The organism is Hydrogenophaga sp., from assembly GCF_050250835.1.
Classification (GTDB): Bacteria; Pseudomonadota; Gammaproteobacteria; order Burkholderiales; family Burkholderiaceae_C; genus Hydrogenophaga.
Window position 1 is genome coordinate 507776 of the sequence record NZ_JBFWNX010000001.1, and the last position, 16479, is coordinate 524254.

General features: G+C 68.4%; 14 protein-coding genes. 13 read left to right on the forward strand and 1 reads right to left on the reverse strand.

Annotated features, from left to right (window positions below):
• Window positions 1–140: 140 nt before the first annotated feature.
• The 12 genes from AB7F11_RS02405 (at window position 141) to AB7F11_RS02460 (ending at window position 13950) form a co-directional block, all read left to right on the forward strand.
• On the forward strand, window positions 141–605 hold the full coding sequence (locus AB7F11_RS02405; protein WP_428290394.1) for a prepilin-type N-terminal cleavage/methylation domain-containing protein: 465 nt from the start codon (window positions 141–143) through the stop codon (window positions 603–605).
• The gene (gene gspI / locus AB7F11_RS02410) at window positions 602–970 is read left to right on the forward strand and encodes a type II secretion system minor pseudopilin GspI (RefSeq protein ID WP_428290395.1); all 369 of its coding nucleotides are present in this window, start codon (window positions 602–604) and stop codon (window positions 968–970) included. The genes AB7F11_RS02405 and gspI overlap by 4 nt, the downstream gene beginning before the upstream one ends.
• 362 nt (window positions 971–1332) lie before the next feature.
• Window positions 1333–2028, forward strand: a complete 696-nt coding sequence (locus AB7F11_RS02415; RefSeq protein ID WP_428290438.1) for a PulJ/GspJ family protein — start codon at window positions 1333–1335, stop codon at window positions 2026–2028.
• A 425-nt stretch (window positions 2029–2453) separates the two neighbouring features.
• Window positions 2454–3527, forward strand: coding sequence for a type II secretion system minor pseudopilin GspK (gspK, locus tag AB7F11_RS02420; RefSeq protein ID WP_428290396.1), 1074 nt, complete (start codon window positions 2454–2456; stop codon window positions 3525–3527).
• Window positions 3528–3640: 113 nt separating this feature from the next.
• A complete protein-coding gene (gene gspL, locus AB7F11_RS02425) occupies window positions 3641–4954 on the forward strand; it encodes a type II secretion system protein GspL (protein ID WP_428290397.1) in 1314 nt (437 codons plus the stop codon).
• 3 nt (window positions 4955–4957) lie between these two features.
• The gene (gspM, locus tag AB7F11_RS02430; protein ID WP_428290398.1) at window positions 4958–5491 is read left to right on the forward strand and encodes a type II secretion system protein GspM; all 534 of its coding nucleotides are present in this window, start codon (window positions 4958–4960) and stop codon (window positions 5489–5491) included.
• Window positions 5492–5528: 37 nt separating this feature from the next.
• On the forward strand, window positions 5529–6311 hold the full coding sequence (gene gspN / locus AB7F11_RS02435; protein ID WP_428290399.1) for a type II secretion system protein N: 783 nt from the start codon (window positions 5529–5531) through the stop codon (window positions 6309–6311).
• Window positions 6312–6370: 59 nt separating this feature from the next.
• Window positions 6371–8575, forward strand: coding sequence for a type II secretion system secretin GspD (gspD, locus tag AB7F11_RS02440; RefSeq protein WP_428290400.1), 2205 nt, complete (start codon window positions 6371–6373; stop codon window positions 8573–8575).
• Window positions 8576–8585: 10 nt separating this feature from the next.
• Window positions 8586–10028 carry a type II secretion system ATPase GspE gene (gene gspE, locus AB7F11_RS02445; RefSeq protein WP_428290401.1) on the forward strand — a complete coding sequence of 481 codons (1443 nt, stop codon included), beginning with the start codon at window positions 8586–8588 and terminating at the stop codon, window positions 10026–10028.
• 8 nt (window positions 10029–10036) lie between these two features.
• Entirely contained in the window at window positions 10037–11266 is a 1230-nt protein-coding gene (gene gspF / locus AB7F11_RS02450; RefSeq protein ID WP_428290402.1) for a type II secretion system inner membrane protein GspF, read from the forward strand.
• Between the two features lie 2 nt (window positions 11267–11268).
• A complete protein-coding gene (locus tag AB7F11_RS02455) occupies window positions 11269–12165 on the forward strand; it encodes a 5'-nucleotidase (protein WP_428290403.1) in 897 nt (298 codons plus the stop codon).
• Between the two features lie 12 nt (window positions 12166–12177).
• Window positions 12178–13950 (forward strand): ABC transporter ATP-binding protein/permease, encoded by a 1773-nt coding sequence (locus tag AB7F11_RS02460; RefSeq protein WP_428290404.1) that lies wholly within the window; start codon window positions 12178–12180, stop codon window positions 13948–13950.
• Here the strand turns inward: AB7F11_RS02460 and queC are convergent.
• On the reverse strand, window positions 13929–14684 hold the full coding sequence (queC, locus tag AB7F11_RS02465) for a 7-cyano-7-deazaguanine synthase QueC (protein WP_428290405.1): 756 nt from the start codon (window positions 14682–14684) through the stop codon (window positions 13929–13931). The genes AB7F11_RS02460 and queC overlap by 22 nt on opposite strands.
• Before the next feature lie 232 nt (window positions 14685–14916).
• Between queC and AB7F11_RS02470 the strand changes: the two genes are divergently transcribed.
• Entirely contained in the window at window positions 14917–16170 is a 1254-nt protein-coding gene (locus AB7F11_RS02470; RefSeq protein WP_428290406.1) for an ankyrin repeat domain-containing protein, read from the forward strand.
• Window positions 16171–16479: the final 309 nt, after the last annotated feature.

The window sequence follows — 16479 nt, forward strand, 5'->3', positions numbered from 1 at the left end:
GCGGCCCGGCGGCTGGCCCGTTCTCGTTGCCCCCACGCTCCGCCGCTGCGCGGGTCGCTGCCCCCCGAGGGGGCTGGGCCTGCCTTGGGGGCGGCCCGGCGGCTGGCCCTTCTGTTCGTATTTGGCGCTGAGGTCATCCGATGCTCCACAGGTCTCGAGGTTTCACCTTGCTGGAGCTGATGGTGGTGGTGGCGCTGGTGGCGCTCGCCACAGCGGCGGTAACTTTTGCGCTGCGCGACGACGGTGGCACGCGGCTGGAGCGCGAAGGCTTGCGGCTTTCGGCCTTGCTGGAATCGGCGCGCGCCCAGTCGCGCACCAGCGGTTTGCCGGTGGTCTGGCGCCTGCTGCCTCAGGGCTTCGAGTTTGTTGGCCTGCCCACCGCGCGCGACGGGCGGCCGTTGCCCGGCTCTCTGGCCGGAGCGCGCGGCTGGCTGAATCCCGACACTCAGGCCATGGTGCTGCAACCGCCGGGCTCGCAGGTGTTGGTGCTCGGCCCCGAGCCCCTGATCGCCGCGCAGCGGGTTGAGCTGGTGCAGGGCGAACGCCGCCTGACCCTGGCCACCGACGGCCTGGCGCCCTTCGCCGTGCTGGCCGCCGTGCCATGAAACGCACCCGGGGCTTCACCCTCATCGAGGTGCTGGTGGCCCTGGCGGTGGTGGCCATCACGCTCACGGCCGGCTTGCAGGCCACCGGCGCACTCACACGCGCTTCGGCCCGCCAGAGCGATCAGTGGCTCGCTCAGCTCTGTGCCGAAAACGAACTCACCCGCCTGCGGTTGCAGCGCCAGTTGCCCGGTGTGGGCGACAGCGAGTACGCCTGCGTTCAGGCCGGCCGCGAAATGCGCGTGCGCCTGGCGGTGCTGCCCACGCCGAACCCCAACTTCCGCCGAGTGGACGCGGTGGTCGAGGCGGTGGTCGACGCCGACACGGTGCGCCTGCTCACCCTGTCCACCGTGCTCGGACGGTATTGAACATGAACCCCCACGCTCCACCGCTGCGCGGGTCGCTGCCCCCCGAGGGGGCTGGCCTCGCTTGGGGCGGCCCGGCACTTCGGCCTTCTTGCCCCCACGCTCCACCGCTGCGCGGGTCGCTGCCCCCAGAGGGGGCTGGGCCTGCCTTGGGAGCGGCCCTGCGGCTGGCCCGTTCTCGTTGCCCCCACGCTCCTCCGCTGCGCGGGTCGCTGCCCCCCACGGGGGCTGGCCTTGCTTGGGGCGGCCCTGCGCTGCGGCCTCCTTGCCCCCACGCTCCTCCGCTGCGCGGGTCGCTGCCCCCCACGGGGGCTGGCCTTGCTTGGGGCGGCCCTGCGCTGCGGCCGTCTGTCGCTTGTGGACCACTGGGGCGCGCCCGCGGATTCACGCTCATCGAGCTGCTGGTGGCCATCGTGGTCATGTCGATGCTGGCGCTGCTGAGCTGGCGTTCGCTCGACGGCATGTCGCGCACGCAGACCATCACACAGGAACGCGCCGACGCATTGCTGCGTGTGCAGGCGACGCTCGGCCAATGGGTCGCCGATCTCGATGCTGCGATCGACACCGGTGAGGTGGCCGCGCTGGATTTCAACGGCCAGGTGCTGCGCATGACCCGTCGCGACAGCGGTGAGACCGGCCTGGACAGCCGGGGCATCCGCGTGGTGGCGTGGGCGCGGCAGGGCGGCGCCAGCGGAGGCCAGTGGATGCGCTGGCAATCGGGGCCGCTGTTGCGCCGCGACGAACTCGCGCGAGCCTGGCAGCGCGCCGGTGAATGGGGCCGGGGGTCGGTGCCCTCACAGACCGGCAACGCCAGCACCGAAAGCGCGATCGCCCTGATCGGCATCGACCAGTGGCAAATTTTCTATCACAGGGGCGAGACCTGGGGCAACCCGCTTTCGTCGGTGGGCAGCGAAGGCGCCGGCAGCGCACTGCCGGGCATCGGCAACCTCCCCAACGGCGTGCGACTGGAACTGGTGCTGAGCCCCGGGCAAGGCTTGAGCGGCGCCATCGTCCGCGATTGGGTTCGGCCAACGCTCGAAGCCGGGAGGCTGAACGGATGAGCATGTGGCCCCCACGCTCCTCCGCTGCACGGGTCGCTGCCCCCCAAGGGGGTTGGCCTCGCTTGGGGCGACCCGGCGCTTCGGCCTCCTTGCCCCCACGCTCCTCCGCTGCGCGGGTCGCTGCCCCCCGAGGGGGCTGGCCTCGCTTGGGGCGGCCCGGCGCTTCGGCCTCCTTGCCCCCACGCTCCTCCGCTGCGCGGGTCGCTGCCCCCCAAGGGGGCTGGCCTCGCTTGGGGCGGCCCGGCGCTTCGGCCTCCTTGCCCCCACGCTCCTCCGCTGCGCGGGTCGCCGCCCCCCGAGGGGGTTGGCCTCGCTTGGGGCGGCCCGGCGCTTCGGCCTTCTTGCCCCCACGCTCCTCCGCTGCGCGGGTCGCTGCCCCCCGAGGGGGTTGGCCTCGCTTGGGGCGGCCCGGCGCTTCGGCCTCCTTGCCCCCACGCTCCTCCGCTGCGCGGGTCGCTGCCCCCCGAGGGGGCTGGGCCTGCCTTGGGGGCGGCCCGGCGGCTGGCCCGACGCTGCGCGCGGGGTCTTCCCGTACTTCGCAAAGCGGCGCGGCCCTCCTGCTGGCCATGCTCACGGTCACGTTGGTGGCCACGCTGGCTTCGGCGGCGTTGTGGCAGCAGTGGCGCGCGAGCGAGGTGGAGCAGGCCGACCGGCAAAGGGTGCAGGCGGGGTGGATCCTCACGGGGGCGCTGGACTGGGCGCGCCTGATTCTTCGCGAAGACGCGCGCAGCAATCAGAGCAGCGGCAACGGCGACCATTTCGGCGAGCCCTGGGCGATGCCGCTGGAAGAAGCGCGGCTTTCCAGTTTTCTGGCGGTTGACAAAGGCAACAACGCCGATGACAGCGCGTTGCAGGCGTTTCTCTCAGGCGAGGTGATCGACCTGCAATCGCGCATGAACTTCACGAACCTGGTGCGCACGGTCGGCAGCGGCGCCACCGCCAAGACCGAGATCTCCGCCACCGACCTGCGCAGTTTCAGCCGGCTCTACCAGCAACTCGGCCTGCCTGAGGCCGAGCTCAATGCAGCCGCCCGAGAACTGCAGACCACCACCCACCTGGCGTTGACCGACCCCATGCCCTCGCGCACCGCTCTGCTGCCTCGCAAGTTTGCACAACTGGCCTGGCTGGGCGTGAGCCGCACCAGCCTGGCCGCGCTGGAGCCCCATGCCACGGTGCTGCCCGTGCGCACCACGCTCAACCTGAACACCGCCAGTGCCCAGGCCATCTTTGCCAGCGTGCCCGGCATGGACCTGGCCCAGGCGCGCCAACTGGTGAGCGCACGCGAGAGCAAGCCGTTCAAGAGCCTGGCCGACGTGGGCAACGTCCTGCCGGCCATGACGGGCCAACTGTCTGATCTATACCACGGTGTGCGCAGCGATCATTTCGAGGTTCGCGGCCGCCTGCGGCTGGACAACACGCTCATCGAGGAGCGTTCGCTGGTGGTGAGAAACAACCTTGACATGCGCATCTACTGGCGCGAGCGCTTCTCGCGCCCCTGACCGCGCCACAAAGCGCCTTCCGAGCGCCCCGTGGCGCCATCTCCCCGGATTTGCTGCGCGCTGACACCGGGCGTATCTAGAATGGCTGTCCACCCTCCCATACCCACCCCTTCGTGCTGATCGTCACCCCTTCGGATTTTTCAGCCGCCCCGCCGGCGGGGCCGGCAGCCCTGTTCGACTGGGCCACCTCGGCCAATGGTCAGCAGGTGGCCGACCACGGCCAGGGCGCGGCATCGCTGCTCCCGCGCGACGACGACGTGGTGCTGGTGCTGCCTCCGCGTGCGGTGTCCTGGCATCGCGTGGCCCTGCCCAAGGTGGCGGCGGCGCGCCTGCGAGCAGCGCTGGACGGCCTGCTCGAAGACCGGGTGCTGAGCGACACGGCCGACCTGCACTTCGCCATGGAACCCGGTGGTCGATCCGGCCAGACGGTCTGGGTCGCGGCCTGCCAGCGTACCTGGCTGCGCGGCTGGCTGCAGACATTGGAATCGGCGGGCCGCCCGGTTTCGCGCATCGTGCCAGCCCTGTGGCCACTGGTTGAATACGAGGCGGTCGGCGCCGCGCCTGGCGCATCGCGCAGCTTCGCGCTGGAAGTCCCCTCCACGATCCACTGGGCGCATCACGAGGGCGATCAGGCATGGCTGGGCAGCGCCAGCCTGCTGGGCGTGAGCTGCATGCCGCTGCGCGAACCTGCTGCCGGCATGGCCGGTGGTGCCACCGCCAGCGCGGTGGTGACCGCGCTCATGCCCCCCGGCTCCGACCTGCCCGGTGACCCGGGCGATTTCGACGTCTGGCTGGCCGACCCTGGCGTGGCCGAACTGGCAGAACGTGCGCTGCAGCAACGCTTCGAGCTCGTCGCTCGCCCGGCCTGGCTGCTGCGTTGCGCCCAGTCCGACTGGAATCTGGCGCAGTTCGACCTGAGCCTTTCCGCCGGAGCACGTCGCGGCCAGCGCCTGCGCCGTACGCTGCGGCAGTGGCGCAGCGCGCCCGCCTGGCGCCCCGCCCGCTGGGGCCTGGCGGCACTCGTGGGCGCCCAGTTGCTCGGCCTCAACGCCGCCGCCTGGCACGAGCGCAGCCTGCTCTCAGCCAAGCAACAGGCCATACAGCAAACGCTGCAGGGCAGTTTTCCGCAGGTCACGCTGGTGCTGGACGCTCCGGTGCAGATGCAGCGTGAACTGGCCCGACTGCAACAAGCCAGCGGCGCGCTCACGCCGGGGGACCTCGAAGCGCTGCTGGCCGCCATCGACCAGGCCTCCGGCGGCGAAGCCCTGGTGCCGTCGAACATCGAGTACACCCAGGGCGAAGGCCGCTTCAAGGGATGGCGCGCCAGTGAAGACCAGTTGCGGGCGCTGCAGCAATCGCTGCAACGCAGCGGCTGGCGCGTGCGTTTCGACGGCAACGAGATCGCCCTGCGACCACCGGAACCCTGAGCCATGGCCTTGACCCCCAACCCCAATGCCTTTCGGCGCCTGAGCGCCACCGCCTCGACGACGCTGGCCCGACTGGCCCCGCGCGAGCGGCGCGCGGTGATCGCCGCCGCCTGGGTGCTCGGCCTGGGCCTGGTGTGGTGGCTGGCGGTGGCGCCAGCGCTGGATACCCTTTTCCAGGCCGGCGCCCGCCATGCCCGACTGGACGCACAGCTCAGCCAGATGCAGCGCATGGCCACTGCCGCCGAAGCCCTTCGCGGCCAGAACACGGCCCTGCCCCCCAGCCGCGACGAGGTGCTTCGCACGCTGGAAGTGGCCACCAACGGCCTGGGTGGGACCGCCCAGCTTTCGGTGCTGGGCGACCGAGCCACCGTCACGCTTCGCAACACCCAGCCGGATGCGCTGGCCCAATGGCTCTCGCAAGTGCGCATCAATGCCCGGCTGATCCCGGTGCAGTCGCAGCTCTCTCGCGAAGCGGGCAATCCCGGCTGGAACGGCACCGTGGTGCTTTCGGGCCCCAGCCTGGGGCAGGGTTCATGAGTGCCTGCGCCGCTGTGCGAAACACGGAGGCCCTCCTGTGACCTCCCGCCTGGCCTGGACCGGTGGCCTTGTGGGCCTGCTGGCCGCGCTGGTGTTCTTCGCGCCCGCGCGCTGGCTGACCGATCGGGTTGGTGCGGCCACCAGTGGCCAGCTGCAACTCGTGAATGCACGCGGTTCGGTCTGGAACGGCCAGGCCGACCTGGTGTTCACCGGCGGCGAAGGCAGCCGCACCCAGACCGCCCTGCCACAGGGCCTTCAGTGGCGTCTGCGGCCCGCGCTGGCATCGGGTTCACCCGCTGTGTCGCTGCGTCTCACGGCGCCTTGCTGCACCCCGCAACCGATGGCCATGACGCTTTTGCCCCACCTGGGCGGCACCGAGCTCCGCATCGCCGGCAACAGCAGCCGCTGGCCGGCCGAACTGCTCACCGGCCTGGGCACCCCTTGGAACACCTTGCGCATGGAAGGCCAGCTGGTGCTGCAGACGCCCGGCCTCACCCTTCGCTTCGACCAGGGCCGCGCCAGCCTGCAAGGCGAGGCGGCGGTGGAGGCCGTGGACCTGGTCTCCCGCCTGTCCACCCTGCGCCCGCTGGGCAGCTACCGCCTGACCCTGCGCGCCGACGCAGAAGGCAACACCACCACACTCGACCTGGCCACCCTGCGCGGCGCGCTGCAATTGCAGGGCTCGGGCCAGTGGGTAGGTGGGCGCCTGCGCTTCCAGGGCGTGGCCGAGGCCGCCCCCGAAAGCGAGGCCGCGCTGGCCAACCTGCTCAACATCGTGGGCCGCCGCCAGGGCGCCCGATCCCTGCTGACCATCGGTTGAGACACACCGGTTGACATTTGAACGCTTTGTTACTCACGAACTCAAGATACGATCGCCCCATGAAACCGAACCCCACCCGTGTCGCCCCCGCCCGGCCGAAGCGGCCCGCTGCGCTGGCGCACGGCGGTCTGACAGCCATGGCGCTGGCCCTGCTGCTCATCGCAGGCAATGGCAGCCTGCCTTCGGCCCACGCCCAGACGCGGGAGCCCGTCACACTGAACTTCGTCGGAGCCGAGATCGAATCGGTGGCGCGCACCATGGCCGCCATCACCGGGCGCAATGTGGTGGTCGATCCCCGCGTGAAGGGCACCATCAACCTCGCCACGGAGCGACCTGTCACGCCCACCGCCGCGCTCAACCAGTTTGCGGCCGTGCTGCGCTTGCAGGGCTTCTCGCTGGTGGACACGGGCGGGCTCTACAAGATCGTGCCCGAGGCCGACGCCAAGCTGCAGGGCAATGTGGTGAGCGCTGGCCGGGTGTCGGCCCTGCCCGCATCCAACACCGTGGTCACGCAGATCTTCCGGCTGAACCATGAGTCGGCCAACAACCTGGTGCCCGTGTTGCGCCCGCTGATCGGGCCCAACAACACCATCAACGTCAATCCGGGCAACAACTCGCTCGTCATCACCGACTACGCGGACAACCTGCAACGCATCGGCCGCATCATCGCCGCGCTGGACGTGGCTGGCGCGACCGACGTCGAGGTCATTCCCCTGCAGCATGCGGTGGCGGTGGACATGGCCGCCCTGGTGGGCCGGCTGATCGACCCGGCCGTGGCTGGCGGCGGCGCGCAGAACGACGCCTCCTACAAGACCACGCTGGTGGCCGAGCCACGCAGCAACAGCCTGGTGCTTCGTGCGGCCAACCCGGCGCGCGCGGCCCTGGTGCGCGCGCTCGTGACCAAGCTGGACCAGCCGTCGTCGGACAACGTCAGCGGCAACATCCATGTGGTGTACCTCAAGAACGCCGACGCCACCGCGCTGGCCGCCACGCTGCGTGCGGCCATGGCGGGGGAATCGGGCGCCTCCTCGAGCGGCGCCTCCAGCGCCGGCACGGCCGGCAGCCCCATCCGCCTCACGGGCACCGCCACCGCTGCGACCGGCGGCGCATCGCCGGGCTCAACGCCGGTCTCGGCCAGTGCGCAGCCTTCAACCGGCGGCCAGATCCAGGCTGACCCGGCCACCAACTCGCTCATCATCACCGCGCCCGAGCCGCAATACCGTCAATTGCGCGCCGTGATCGACCAGCTCGACTCGCGCCGCGCCCAGGTCTACGTGGAGAGCCTGATAGCCGAGGTGAACGCCGACCGCGCAGCCGAGTTCGGCATTCAGTGGCAGGGCGCCATTGGCAATTCGGGCGACCGTGTGATTGGCCTGCTGGGCACCAACTTCGGCGAAGGCGGCCGCAACATCCTCAACCTTGCCACCGGTGAAGCCACCCCGGCGCCGGGTCTCAACGTGGGCGCTGCACGGCGCACCAACGGCGTTTACGTGCTGGGCTTCCTCGCCCGTTTCCTGCAGCAGAACGGCGAGGGCAACATCCTCTCGACCCCCAACCTGCTCACGCTGGACAACGAAGAGGCCAAGATCGTGATCGGGCAGAACGTGCCTTTCGTGACCGGCCAGTTCACCAACACGGGCGCCAACAACGGTTCGGTCAATCCATTCCAGACCATCGAGCGCAAAGACGTCGGCCTGACCCTGCGGGTGAAACCGCAGATCAGCGAGAACGGCACCATCAAGATGACCATCTACCAGGAGGTCAGCAGTGTGCAGGCGTCCTCGATCAACTCCGCCACCGGACTGATCACCAACAAGCGCACCATCGAATCCACCGTGCTGGTCGACGATGGCGCCATCGTGGTGCTGGGCGGACTGCTGCAGGACGAATACGCGGGCAACCAGGACAAGGTGCCCGGCCTGGGCGACGTGCCGCTGCTGGGCAACCTGTTCCGCAGCGAAACCCGCTCGCGCCGCAAGACCAACCTGATGGTGTTCCTGCGCCCCGTGGTGATGCGCGATGCCCGCGAGACCAGCAACCTGGCGCTGGACCGCTACGAACTCATGCGCTCGGTGCAAAAGGACTCTCAACCGGTGCGCAGCGGCGTGCTGGGCGTGAACGAAGCGCCGGTGATGCCGCCGCAAGCGCCGCCCACCTCCCCCGTGCCGCCACTCGGAAGCGCGCCCCCCGTGCGTTCGCTGGCCGATCCGAACACCACGCCACCGGTGATTCCGCCGCCCCAGAACGGCAACACCCCCAAGTGAAGCGGCGGCCGTGAAGTACCCGCTGCCTTACGCCTTTGCCCGCGAGCACCACTGGCTGCTGGAAGACGACGGCACCCGCCAGACCTTGCTGGGCAGCAGCACGCCCGCCGCCGACACCGCTGCCCGCACGCGCCGCCTCTCGGCGCTCACCGAGATCCTGCGCAGCCACGAGGTGCGCGAAATCCTCTGGGAAGAAGGCGAAACGCTCAAGCAGCGCATCAGCGCGGCCTACGCGCAGGGCGAGTCCAGTGCCGCCGCGGTGGTGAGCGAGGTGCAGGGAGACGCCGACCTCAGCCGCATGATGCAGGACTTGCCGGCCATTGAAGACTTGCTGGAAACGGCCGACGACGCACCCATCATCCGAATGCTCAACGCCTTGCTCACGCAGGCCGCGCGCGACGGCGCGAGTGACATCCACATCGAACCCTACGAGCGCCATTCCAGCGTGCGCTTCCGCGTGGACGGCACGCTGCGCGAGGTGGTACAGCCCAACCGGGCGCTTCACGCCGCGCTGATCTCTCGCCTGAAGATCATGGCCGAGCTCGACATCTCCGAAAAGCGCCTGCCCCAGGACGGCCGCATTTCCCTGCGCATCGGCACGCGCGCGGTCGATGTGCGCGTGTCCACCCTGCCCAGCGCGCACGGCGAGCGCGCGGTGCTGCGCCTGCTCGACAAGAGTGAGAGCAAGCTCAGCCTGGAAGCGGTGGGCATGCAGGGCGATGTGCTTGATCGTTTCCGCCAGCTGATCGGCCAGCCGCACGGCATCATTCTGGTCACCGGCCCCACCGGCTCGGGCAAGACCACCACGCTGTACGCGGCGCTGCAGCGGCTGGACGCGAACACGCAGAACATCATGACGGTCGAAGACCCGATCGAGTACGAGCTGCCCGGCGTCGGGCAGACGCAGGTCAACGCCAAGATCGACCTGGATTTCGCCAAGGCACTGCGCGCCATCCTGCGGCAGGACCCGGACGTGATCATGATCGGCGAGATCCGCGACTTCGAGACCGCGCAGATCGCCATCCAGGCCTCGCTCACCGGCCATCTGGTGCTGGCCACGCTGCACACCAACGACGCGCCCAGCGCCGTGACGCGCCTGACCGACATGGGCGTGGAGCCCTTCCTGCTCAGCTCCTCGCTGCTGGGTGTGCTGGCCCAGCGCCTGGTGCGCCGCCTGTGCATGCACTGCCGCCGTCAGGACGACAAGGGTCATTGGCATCCAGTGGGTTGCGAGCACTGCAACCAGAGCGGCTACAAGGGTCGCACCGGCATCTACGAGTTGATGGTGGCCGACGACAAGATCCGCTCGCTGATCCACAACCGGGCCGCCGAGAGCAAGGTCTTCGTCGCCGCCGAGGCCGCTGGCCTGAGATCCATGCGCGCGGACGGGCAGCGCTTGATCGAAGCGGGTATCACTTCACCGGAGGAAGTGATGTCGGTCACTCGTGACTGAAGCACGCGATGCCCGCCTACACCTTCGAAGCCCTCGACGCACAGGGCGCCACCCAGAAAGGCCTGATCGACGCCGACACCGCGCGCGCCGCGCGCAGCATGTTGCGCGCACGCGCCCTGGTGCCGCTGCTGGTGGAGCCAGCTTCTGGTGCGTCGAGCGGTGAAAAGTCTGGCGGACTCAACGTCACGCTCTGGGGCGGCCGGGTGTTCAGCGCCACCGCACTGGCGGTGTGGACCCGCCAGCTCGCCGGCCTGGTGAGCGCCGGCCTGCCTCTCGAACGCGCACTCACGGCGCTCACCGAAGAGGCCGAGGAAGACAAGCAGCGCAACCTCATGGCCTCCCTGCGATCCGAGGTCAACAGCGGTTCGCCCTTTGCACGCGCCCTCGCCCAGCATCCACGCGAGTTCTCACCCATCTACACCGGCGTGATCGCCGCTGGCGAGCAGAGCGGCATGCTGGGCGCCGTGCTGGAGCGGCTGGCCGACGACCTGGAAGCGCGTGAAGCGCTCAAGAACAGAATAGTGGCGGCCTCGCTCTACCCGGCCATCGTCACGCTGGTGGCGATCGTCATCGTGGTGTTCCTGGTCTCCTACGTGGTGCCACAGGTGGCCAACGTGTTCGCCGGCAGCAAGCGCGCCCTGCCCTTCCTGACGGTCGTCATGCTGGACCTGAGCGCGTTTGTGCGCAGCTATGGGTGGTTCATGCTGGCCGCGCTGGTGCTGGGTTTCGTGGGTGTGGGGCTGGCGCGACGCAACGAAGGCCTGCGGCTGAGCATGGACGCGGCCTGGCTGCGCCTGCCGCTGGTGGGCCGACTGGCGCGCGGCTACAACGCAGCGCGCTTTGCCTCCACCTTGTCCATGCTCGCAGCGGCGGGCGTGCCCATCCTGCGTGCGCTGCAAACGGCCGCAGAGACACTGGGCAACCAGGCCATGCGCGCCGATGCACTCGACGCGCTGGTGCTGGTGCGCGAGGGCGCACCGCTGGCCACGGCACTGAGCAGCAAGAAGCGCTTTCCGCCACTGGTGTCCATGTTCGCCCGCCTGGGTGAACAGACCGGCCAGCTGCCCGCCATGCTCGACCGGGCTGCGGCGCAACTCGGCGCCGAAGTGCAGCGCCGCGCCATGCACATGGCCACCATCCTGGAGCCTCTGCTGATCGTGGGCATGGGTCTGGTGGTGATGCTCATCGTCCTTGCGGTGCTCATGCCCATCATTCAACTGAATCAACTGGTCACCTGAAGATGGGTGTCACCCTCGAAGGCAAACTCGTCGTTGCCATTTCTTCGCGTGCGCTGTTCGATTTCGAAGAAGAAAACCAGGTCTTCGAAACTGGCGACGACCGGGCCTACATGAAGCTGCAGCTCGACCGGCTGGACCAGCCTGCCGCGCCCGGCGTGGCGTTCTCGCTGGTGCACAAGCTGCTGGCCTTCAACGATGCGCACGCGCAGCGCGTGGAGGTGGTCATCCTCTCGCGCAACGACCCGGTCTCGGGCATGCGCGTGTTCCGTTCGGCGCAGCACTACGGCCTCCCCATCCAGCGCGGCAGCTTCACGCGCGGCCAGCCGCCCTGGCGCTACCTTCGCCCGCTGCGGGCCAACCTGTTCCTCTCCACCCACCTGGCCGACGTGCGCGCCGCGCTCGACGCCGGGGTGCCCGCTGCACAGGTGTACCCACAGTCCGTTCATGCCGGCGACGCGCATCCGCACGAGGTGCGCATCGCCTTCGACGGCGACGCCGTGCTGTTTTCCGACGAAGCCGAGCGCGTGTACCAGGCCCAGGGGCTCTCGGCCTTCCAGGCGCACGAAGCCACCAACGCCAGCCTGCCGCTGGCCGGCGGCCCGTTCAAGCCACTGCTCGAAGCCTTGCACCGGCTGCAGAGCGAAGGCACGCCGCTCATGCGCGTGCGCACCGCGCTCGTCACGGCGCGCAGCGCGCCGGCACACGAACGCGCCATCCGCACGCTGATGAACTGGAACATCGAGGTGGACGAAGCCATGTTCCTCGGTGGCTTGCCCAAGGGCGAATTCCTGCGCGAGTTCGAGCCCGATTTTTTCTTCGACGACCAGACCGGCCACATCGAGTCGGCATCCCGGCATGTCCCCGCGGGCCATGTCGCCAGCGGCATTTCCAACCCCTGAACAGGTGACCCCATGACCTTGAGCGAGAAATTCCGAAACTTTCGAGAATTTGCCGGCAAGGTACACCGGCTCGCCGCGCCCTACTTCCATTCGGAAGAAAAATGGAAAGCGCGCGGCCTGCTGGCTGCCATCGTGCTGCTCAACCTGGGCGCGGTCTACATGCTGGTGCTGCTCAACGAGTGGAACCGGGTGTTCTACGACGCCCTGCAGAACAAGGACGCCGCGGTGTTCTGGCGCGAGCTCGGACGCTTCACCTACCTGGCCTTCGGTTTCATCATCATCGCGGTCTACCGCTTCTACCTCACGCAGTTGCTGGAAATGCGGTGGCGCGCCTGGATGACCGGCCACTACCTCGACCGCTGGCTGTCGAACAAGGCGTTCTACCAGCTCGAACTTTCCCGCTTCGCCAAGGGCGAAGACGCGCCGCCCGACAACCCGGACCAGCGCATCGCCGAAGACATGAACCTCTTCACCAGCTATTCGGTGACACTGTCCATGGGCCTGCTCAACGCCGTGGTCACGCTGGTGAGTTTTGTCGGCATCCTCTGGACACTCTCGGGCAGTTTTGCGTTCAGCTTCAACGGCAGCGAATACACCATCCCCGGCTTCATGGTGTGGATGGCGGTGCTCTACTGCCTGCTGGGCAGCATCGCCACGCACTACATCGGTCGCCCGCAGATCGCGCTGAACTTCAAGCAGCAGCGTTTTGAAGCGGATTTTCGCCACCACCTGGTGCGGGTGCGCGAGTACAGCGAATCCATTGCACTGGACAAGGGCGAGCCGGTGGAACGCCAGCATCTTGGCGAGCGCTTCACCACGCTGCTGGCCAATTACCTGAAGCTCATCAACGCACAGAAGCGCCTGATCTGGTTCACCAACGGCTTCGGCCAGGCCGCCGTGGTGTTCCCCTTCATCGTGGCCGCGCCACGGTTCTTCAGCGGCGCCATTCAGCTCGGCGAGCTGATCCAGATCTCGTCGGCCTTCGGCCGCGTGCAGGACTCGCTCTCGTGGTTCGTGGACAACTACAGCAGCCTGGCCGCCTGGCGGGCCACCACCGACCGCATCACCAGTTTCGAGGAAAGTTTCCAGGCGCTTTCAGTGCCGGCCACCGATGCGGCGACCAACGCCAACACCGAAGACGCAGTGTCCGTGGAAGACCTGCAACTCGAACTGCCGGGCAACGTGCCCCTGCTCTCGGCCCACGGCCTGCGCATTGCGCCGGGCGACACCGTGCTGGTCAAGGGGCCATCGGGCAGCGGCAAGTCGACCCTGTTTCGTGGCCTGGCGGGGATCTGGCCCTGGTCGGAGCGCCGCCTGCGCATGCCGGCAGACTTCTCGGAACGCGCCATGTTCCTGCCGCAGCGGCCCTATTTCCCGCACGGCTCTTTGCGCGACGCGCTGGCCTACCCTGAGCCTGCCACGAAGTACAGCGACGCCGACCTGCAACAGGCGTTGCGTGAGGCCCTGCTGCCCGAGCTCGCCTCGCGCCTGGACGAACACGACACCTGGGGCCAGAAACTTTCGGGCGGCGAACAGCAACGCCTCGCGATTGCCCGCGCCCTGCTGAAAAAGCCGCGCTGGCTGTTCGTGGACGAAGCCACCAGTGCGCTGGACGAAGCGGCCGAGGCCACGCTCTACGCGCGCCTGCAGGCCCTGGTGGCAGCGTCGAACGGCGCGCTGGTGTCGATCGCACACCGCCCGGCGGTGGCGCAATTCCACCGGTCGCGGTGGACGCTGGAGCCCGGTGGCGAAGCGGGTGCGCGTTACCGGCTGGCCGCCACGTAGCCGTGCCAGCCCCGGGCGCGCAGTTCGCATGCCGGGCAGCCACCACAGCCGTAACCCCACACATGGCGGTGCTCGCGGTCGCCCAGGTAGCAGGTGTGCGTGTGCTCCACGATCAGGTCCACCAGCGCGTTGCCTCCGCCCACCAGGCTGGCCGCTTCACCCAGGTCGTGGGCCAGGCGCCAGGTGGCGGCCTTGTCGATCCACATGAGCGGCGTGTCGATCAGGAAACGGTGGTCCATGCCCAGCGACAACGCCACCTGCAGCGCCTTCATGGTGTCATCGCGGCAGTCCGGGTAACCTGAAAAATCGGTCTCGCACACGCCGGTGACGATCACCTGGATGCCACGCCGGTAGGCCAGCGCCGCCGCCAGCGTCATGAAGAGCAGGTTGCGCCCCGGCACAAACGTGTTGGGCAGGCCGCTCTCTTCCATGCGAAAGGCCATGTCGCGCGTGAGCGATGTCTCGCTCACCTTGCCCAGCACGGCGAGATCCAGCACATGGTCTTCACCCAGTCGCTCCGACCAGGCCGGAAACCGCTGGCGCAACTCGCGCAGCACCACGTGCCGCGCCTGCATCTCCACGTGGTGGCGCTGGCCGTAGTCGAAACCGATGGTTTCCACTCGCGTGAACCGCGAGAGGGCATGGGCCAGGCAGGTGGTGGAGTCCTGGCCTCCGGAGAACAGCACCAGGGCGCTGGTGTGGTGGGGCGTTGTGGTTAGCGCTGTGGCAATCATGAGCCGGATGGTAGCTCGCCGAGCACTCTGCCCGGGTTGGTCTGACGCTGTCGCTGACACGCTGCGGGCCAAAGTCAAGCCATTCAAGGCCCCTGCCAGCCCATCCGTTCGAGCGTCAAGGCACCTGGGGCAATCCTTCACCGCTTGCCAGGCGGCCTGGCTAGATTCAATGCTTGGCGGCGGGTGGCTACACATTCATCACCCATCTCCCTTTGACAAAGACGACCCAAACATGGACGAACTGATCCACGCCATTGCGAATGGCAAGGATGACCAGAGTATTCGGGCCATCATCGAGCGATTGAAAGAGGAAGGCGCGAACCTGGATGCGCTCGATCGCGATGGAGATGCCCCCGCCCACATCGCAGCCCTCTGTGGCCATGCGGGAGCCATCACGGCCCTGCGTGCCGCCGGCGCAAACCTGGATGTGAAGGATCGCAATGAATGGACCCCCGCCCACATGGCAAGCATGGAGGGTCATGCGGAAGCCATTGCTGCCCTGCATACTGCCGGCGCGAACCTGAATGCGCCGAATCCCAATGGATGGACGGCCGCCCACTTCGCAGTCATTTACGGCCATGCCGGAGCCATTGCCGCCCTGCGTACTGCTGGCGCGAACCTGAATGCGCCCGATCCCGATGGACTAACCCCCGCCCACTTCGCAGCCGACAGCGGCCATGTGAGAGCCATCGCCGCCCTGCATGCTGCCGGCGCGGACCTGAATGCGAGGGATCGATTTGAAAGGACCCCCGCCCACATCGCAGCCCAGCATGGACATGTGGAAGCCATCACCGCCCTGCATGCTGCCGGTGCGAACCTGAATGCGCCGGATCTAGGGCAACATACCCCCGCCGACCTGGCGGCGGCCGCAGGTCACGAGGCTTTGGCCGACGCCTTGATCAGTCTCAGTGAGACCGCGCTCATGACCCGGGTGACCACGGCGCTCGATGCCAGTTCGGAGCAGTCGCATAAAAACCTGGCAGCCGATCTCACATGCCAGATCCTGGCCACGCCGTACACCTCGCGCGGAGATACCCGACCGGTCAAACTCCCCGATGGCATCGATCCCCGCACCAAGCGCCCCATCACAGGCAGCGTGTTGTCCGCCGCCGCAGCGGCAAGGTGCATGCAGCCAGGGGTGTTGGGCGACCACGGCCGTCCACCCCCGAGCGACCCCATGACCAAGCGCGTTTTCTTAGAAAACGAGGCGCGGGCATTTCTGCATTCCCCGGGTTTCGTTCAAGGCGATCCCGCTCGCCTGGCGCTGGTGGCAGCGGTGGGGGAGGCCTGTCGGCAAACCGACCGGTCACCGCAGGCGCTCATTGCGGCCGCGACTGCGGCTTCGGCTGCGCAGGCCGCCGCTGCCGTTGCGGCCCCAGCCCCTCTTGATTTCCGGGCCATTCTCGCCACCCAGGGCGCAGGTGCCGCAGCAGGTCCTGGTCCTGGTCCTGGCCCTGGCCCTGGTCGGGGCGGCCACAGCCTGTAGACGTCGACACAGCGCTTCAGCCGCTGCGTCAAGCGCTCTGAACGCTTGCTCGCGTGATCAAGGCTCATGGCTCAGCGAGGCGATTTCGTGGCCCGCCTTCGCCCCGTTGCCCCTGCAGACCGGTGGAGGGTGCAGGTCTGACGCCATCGCCGAATCGCTGCAGGCCGACGTCAAGCCATTCCATGCCCCTGACCGTCTATCCGTTTGATCAGCACGGCATCTGGGGCCATGCCCAACCGCTCGACAGGCAGGCCAGCTAGATTCTTGGTCTGGCAGTGAAGGGTTGTTCTTTCGCCACCCCTCTTCTTT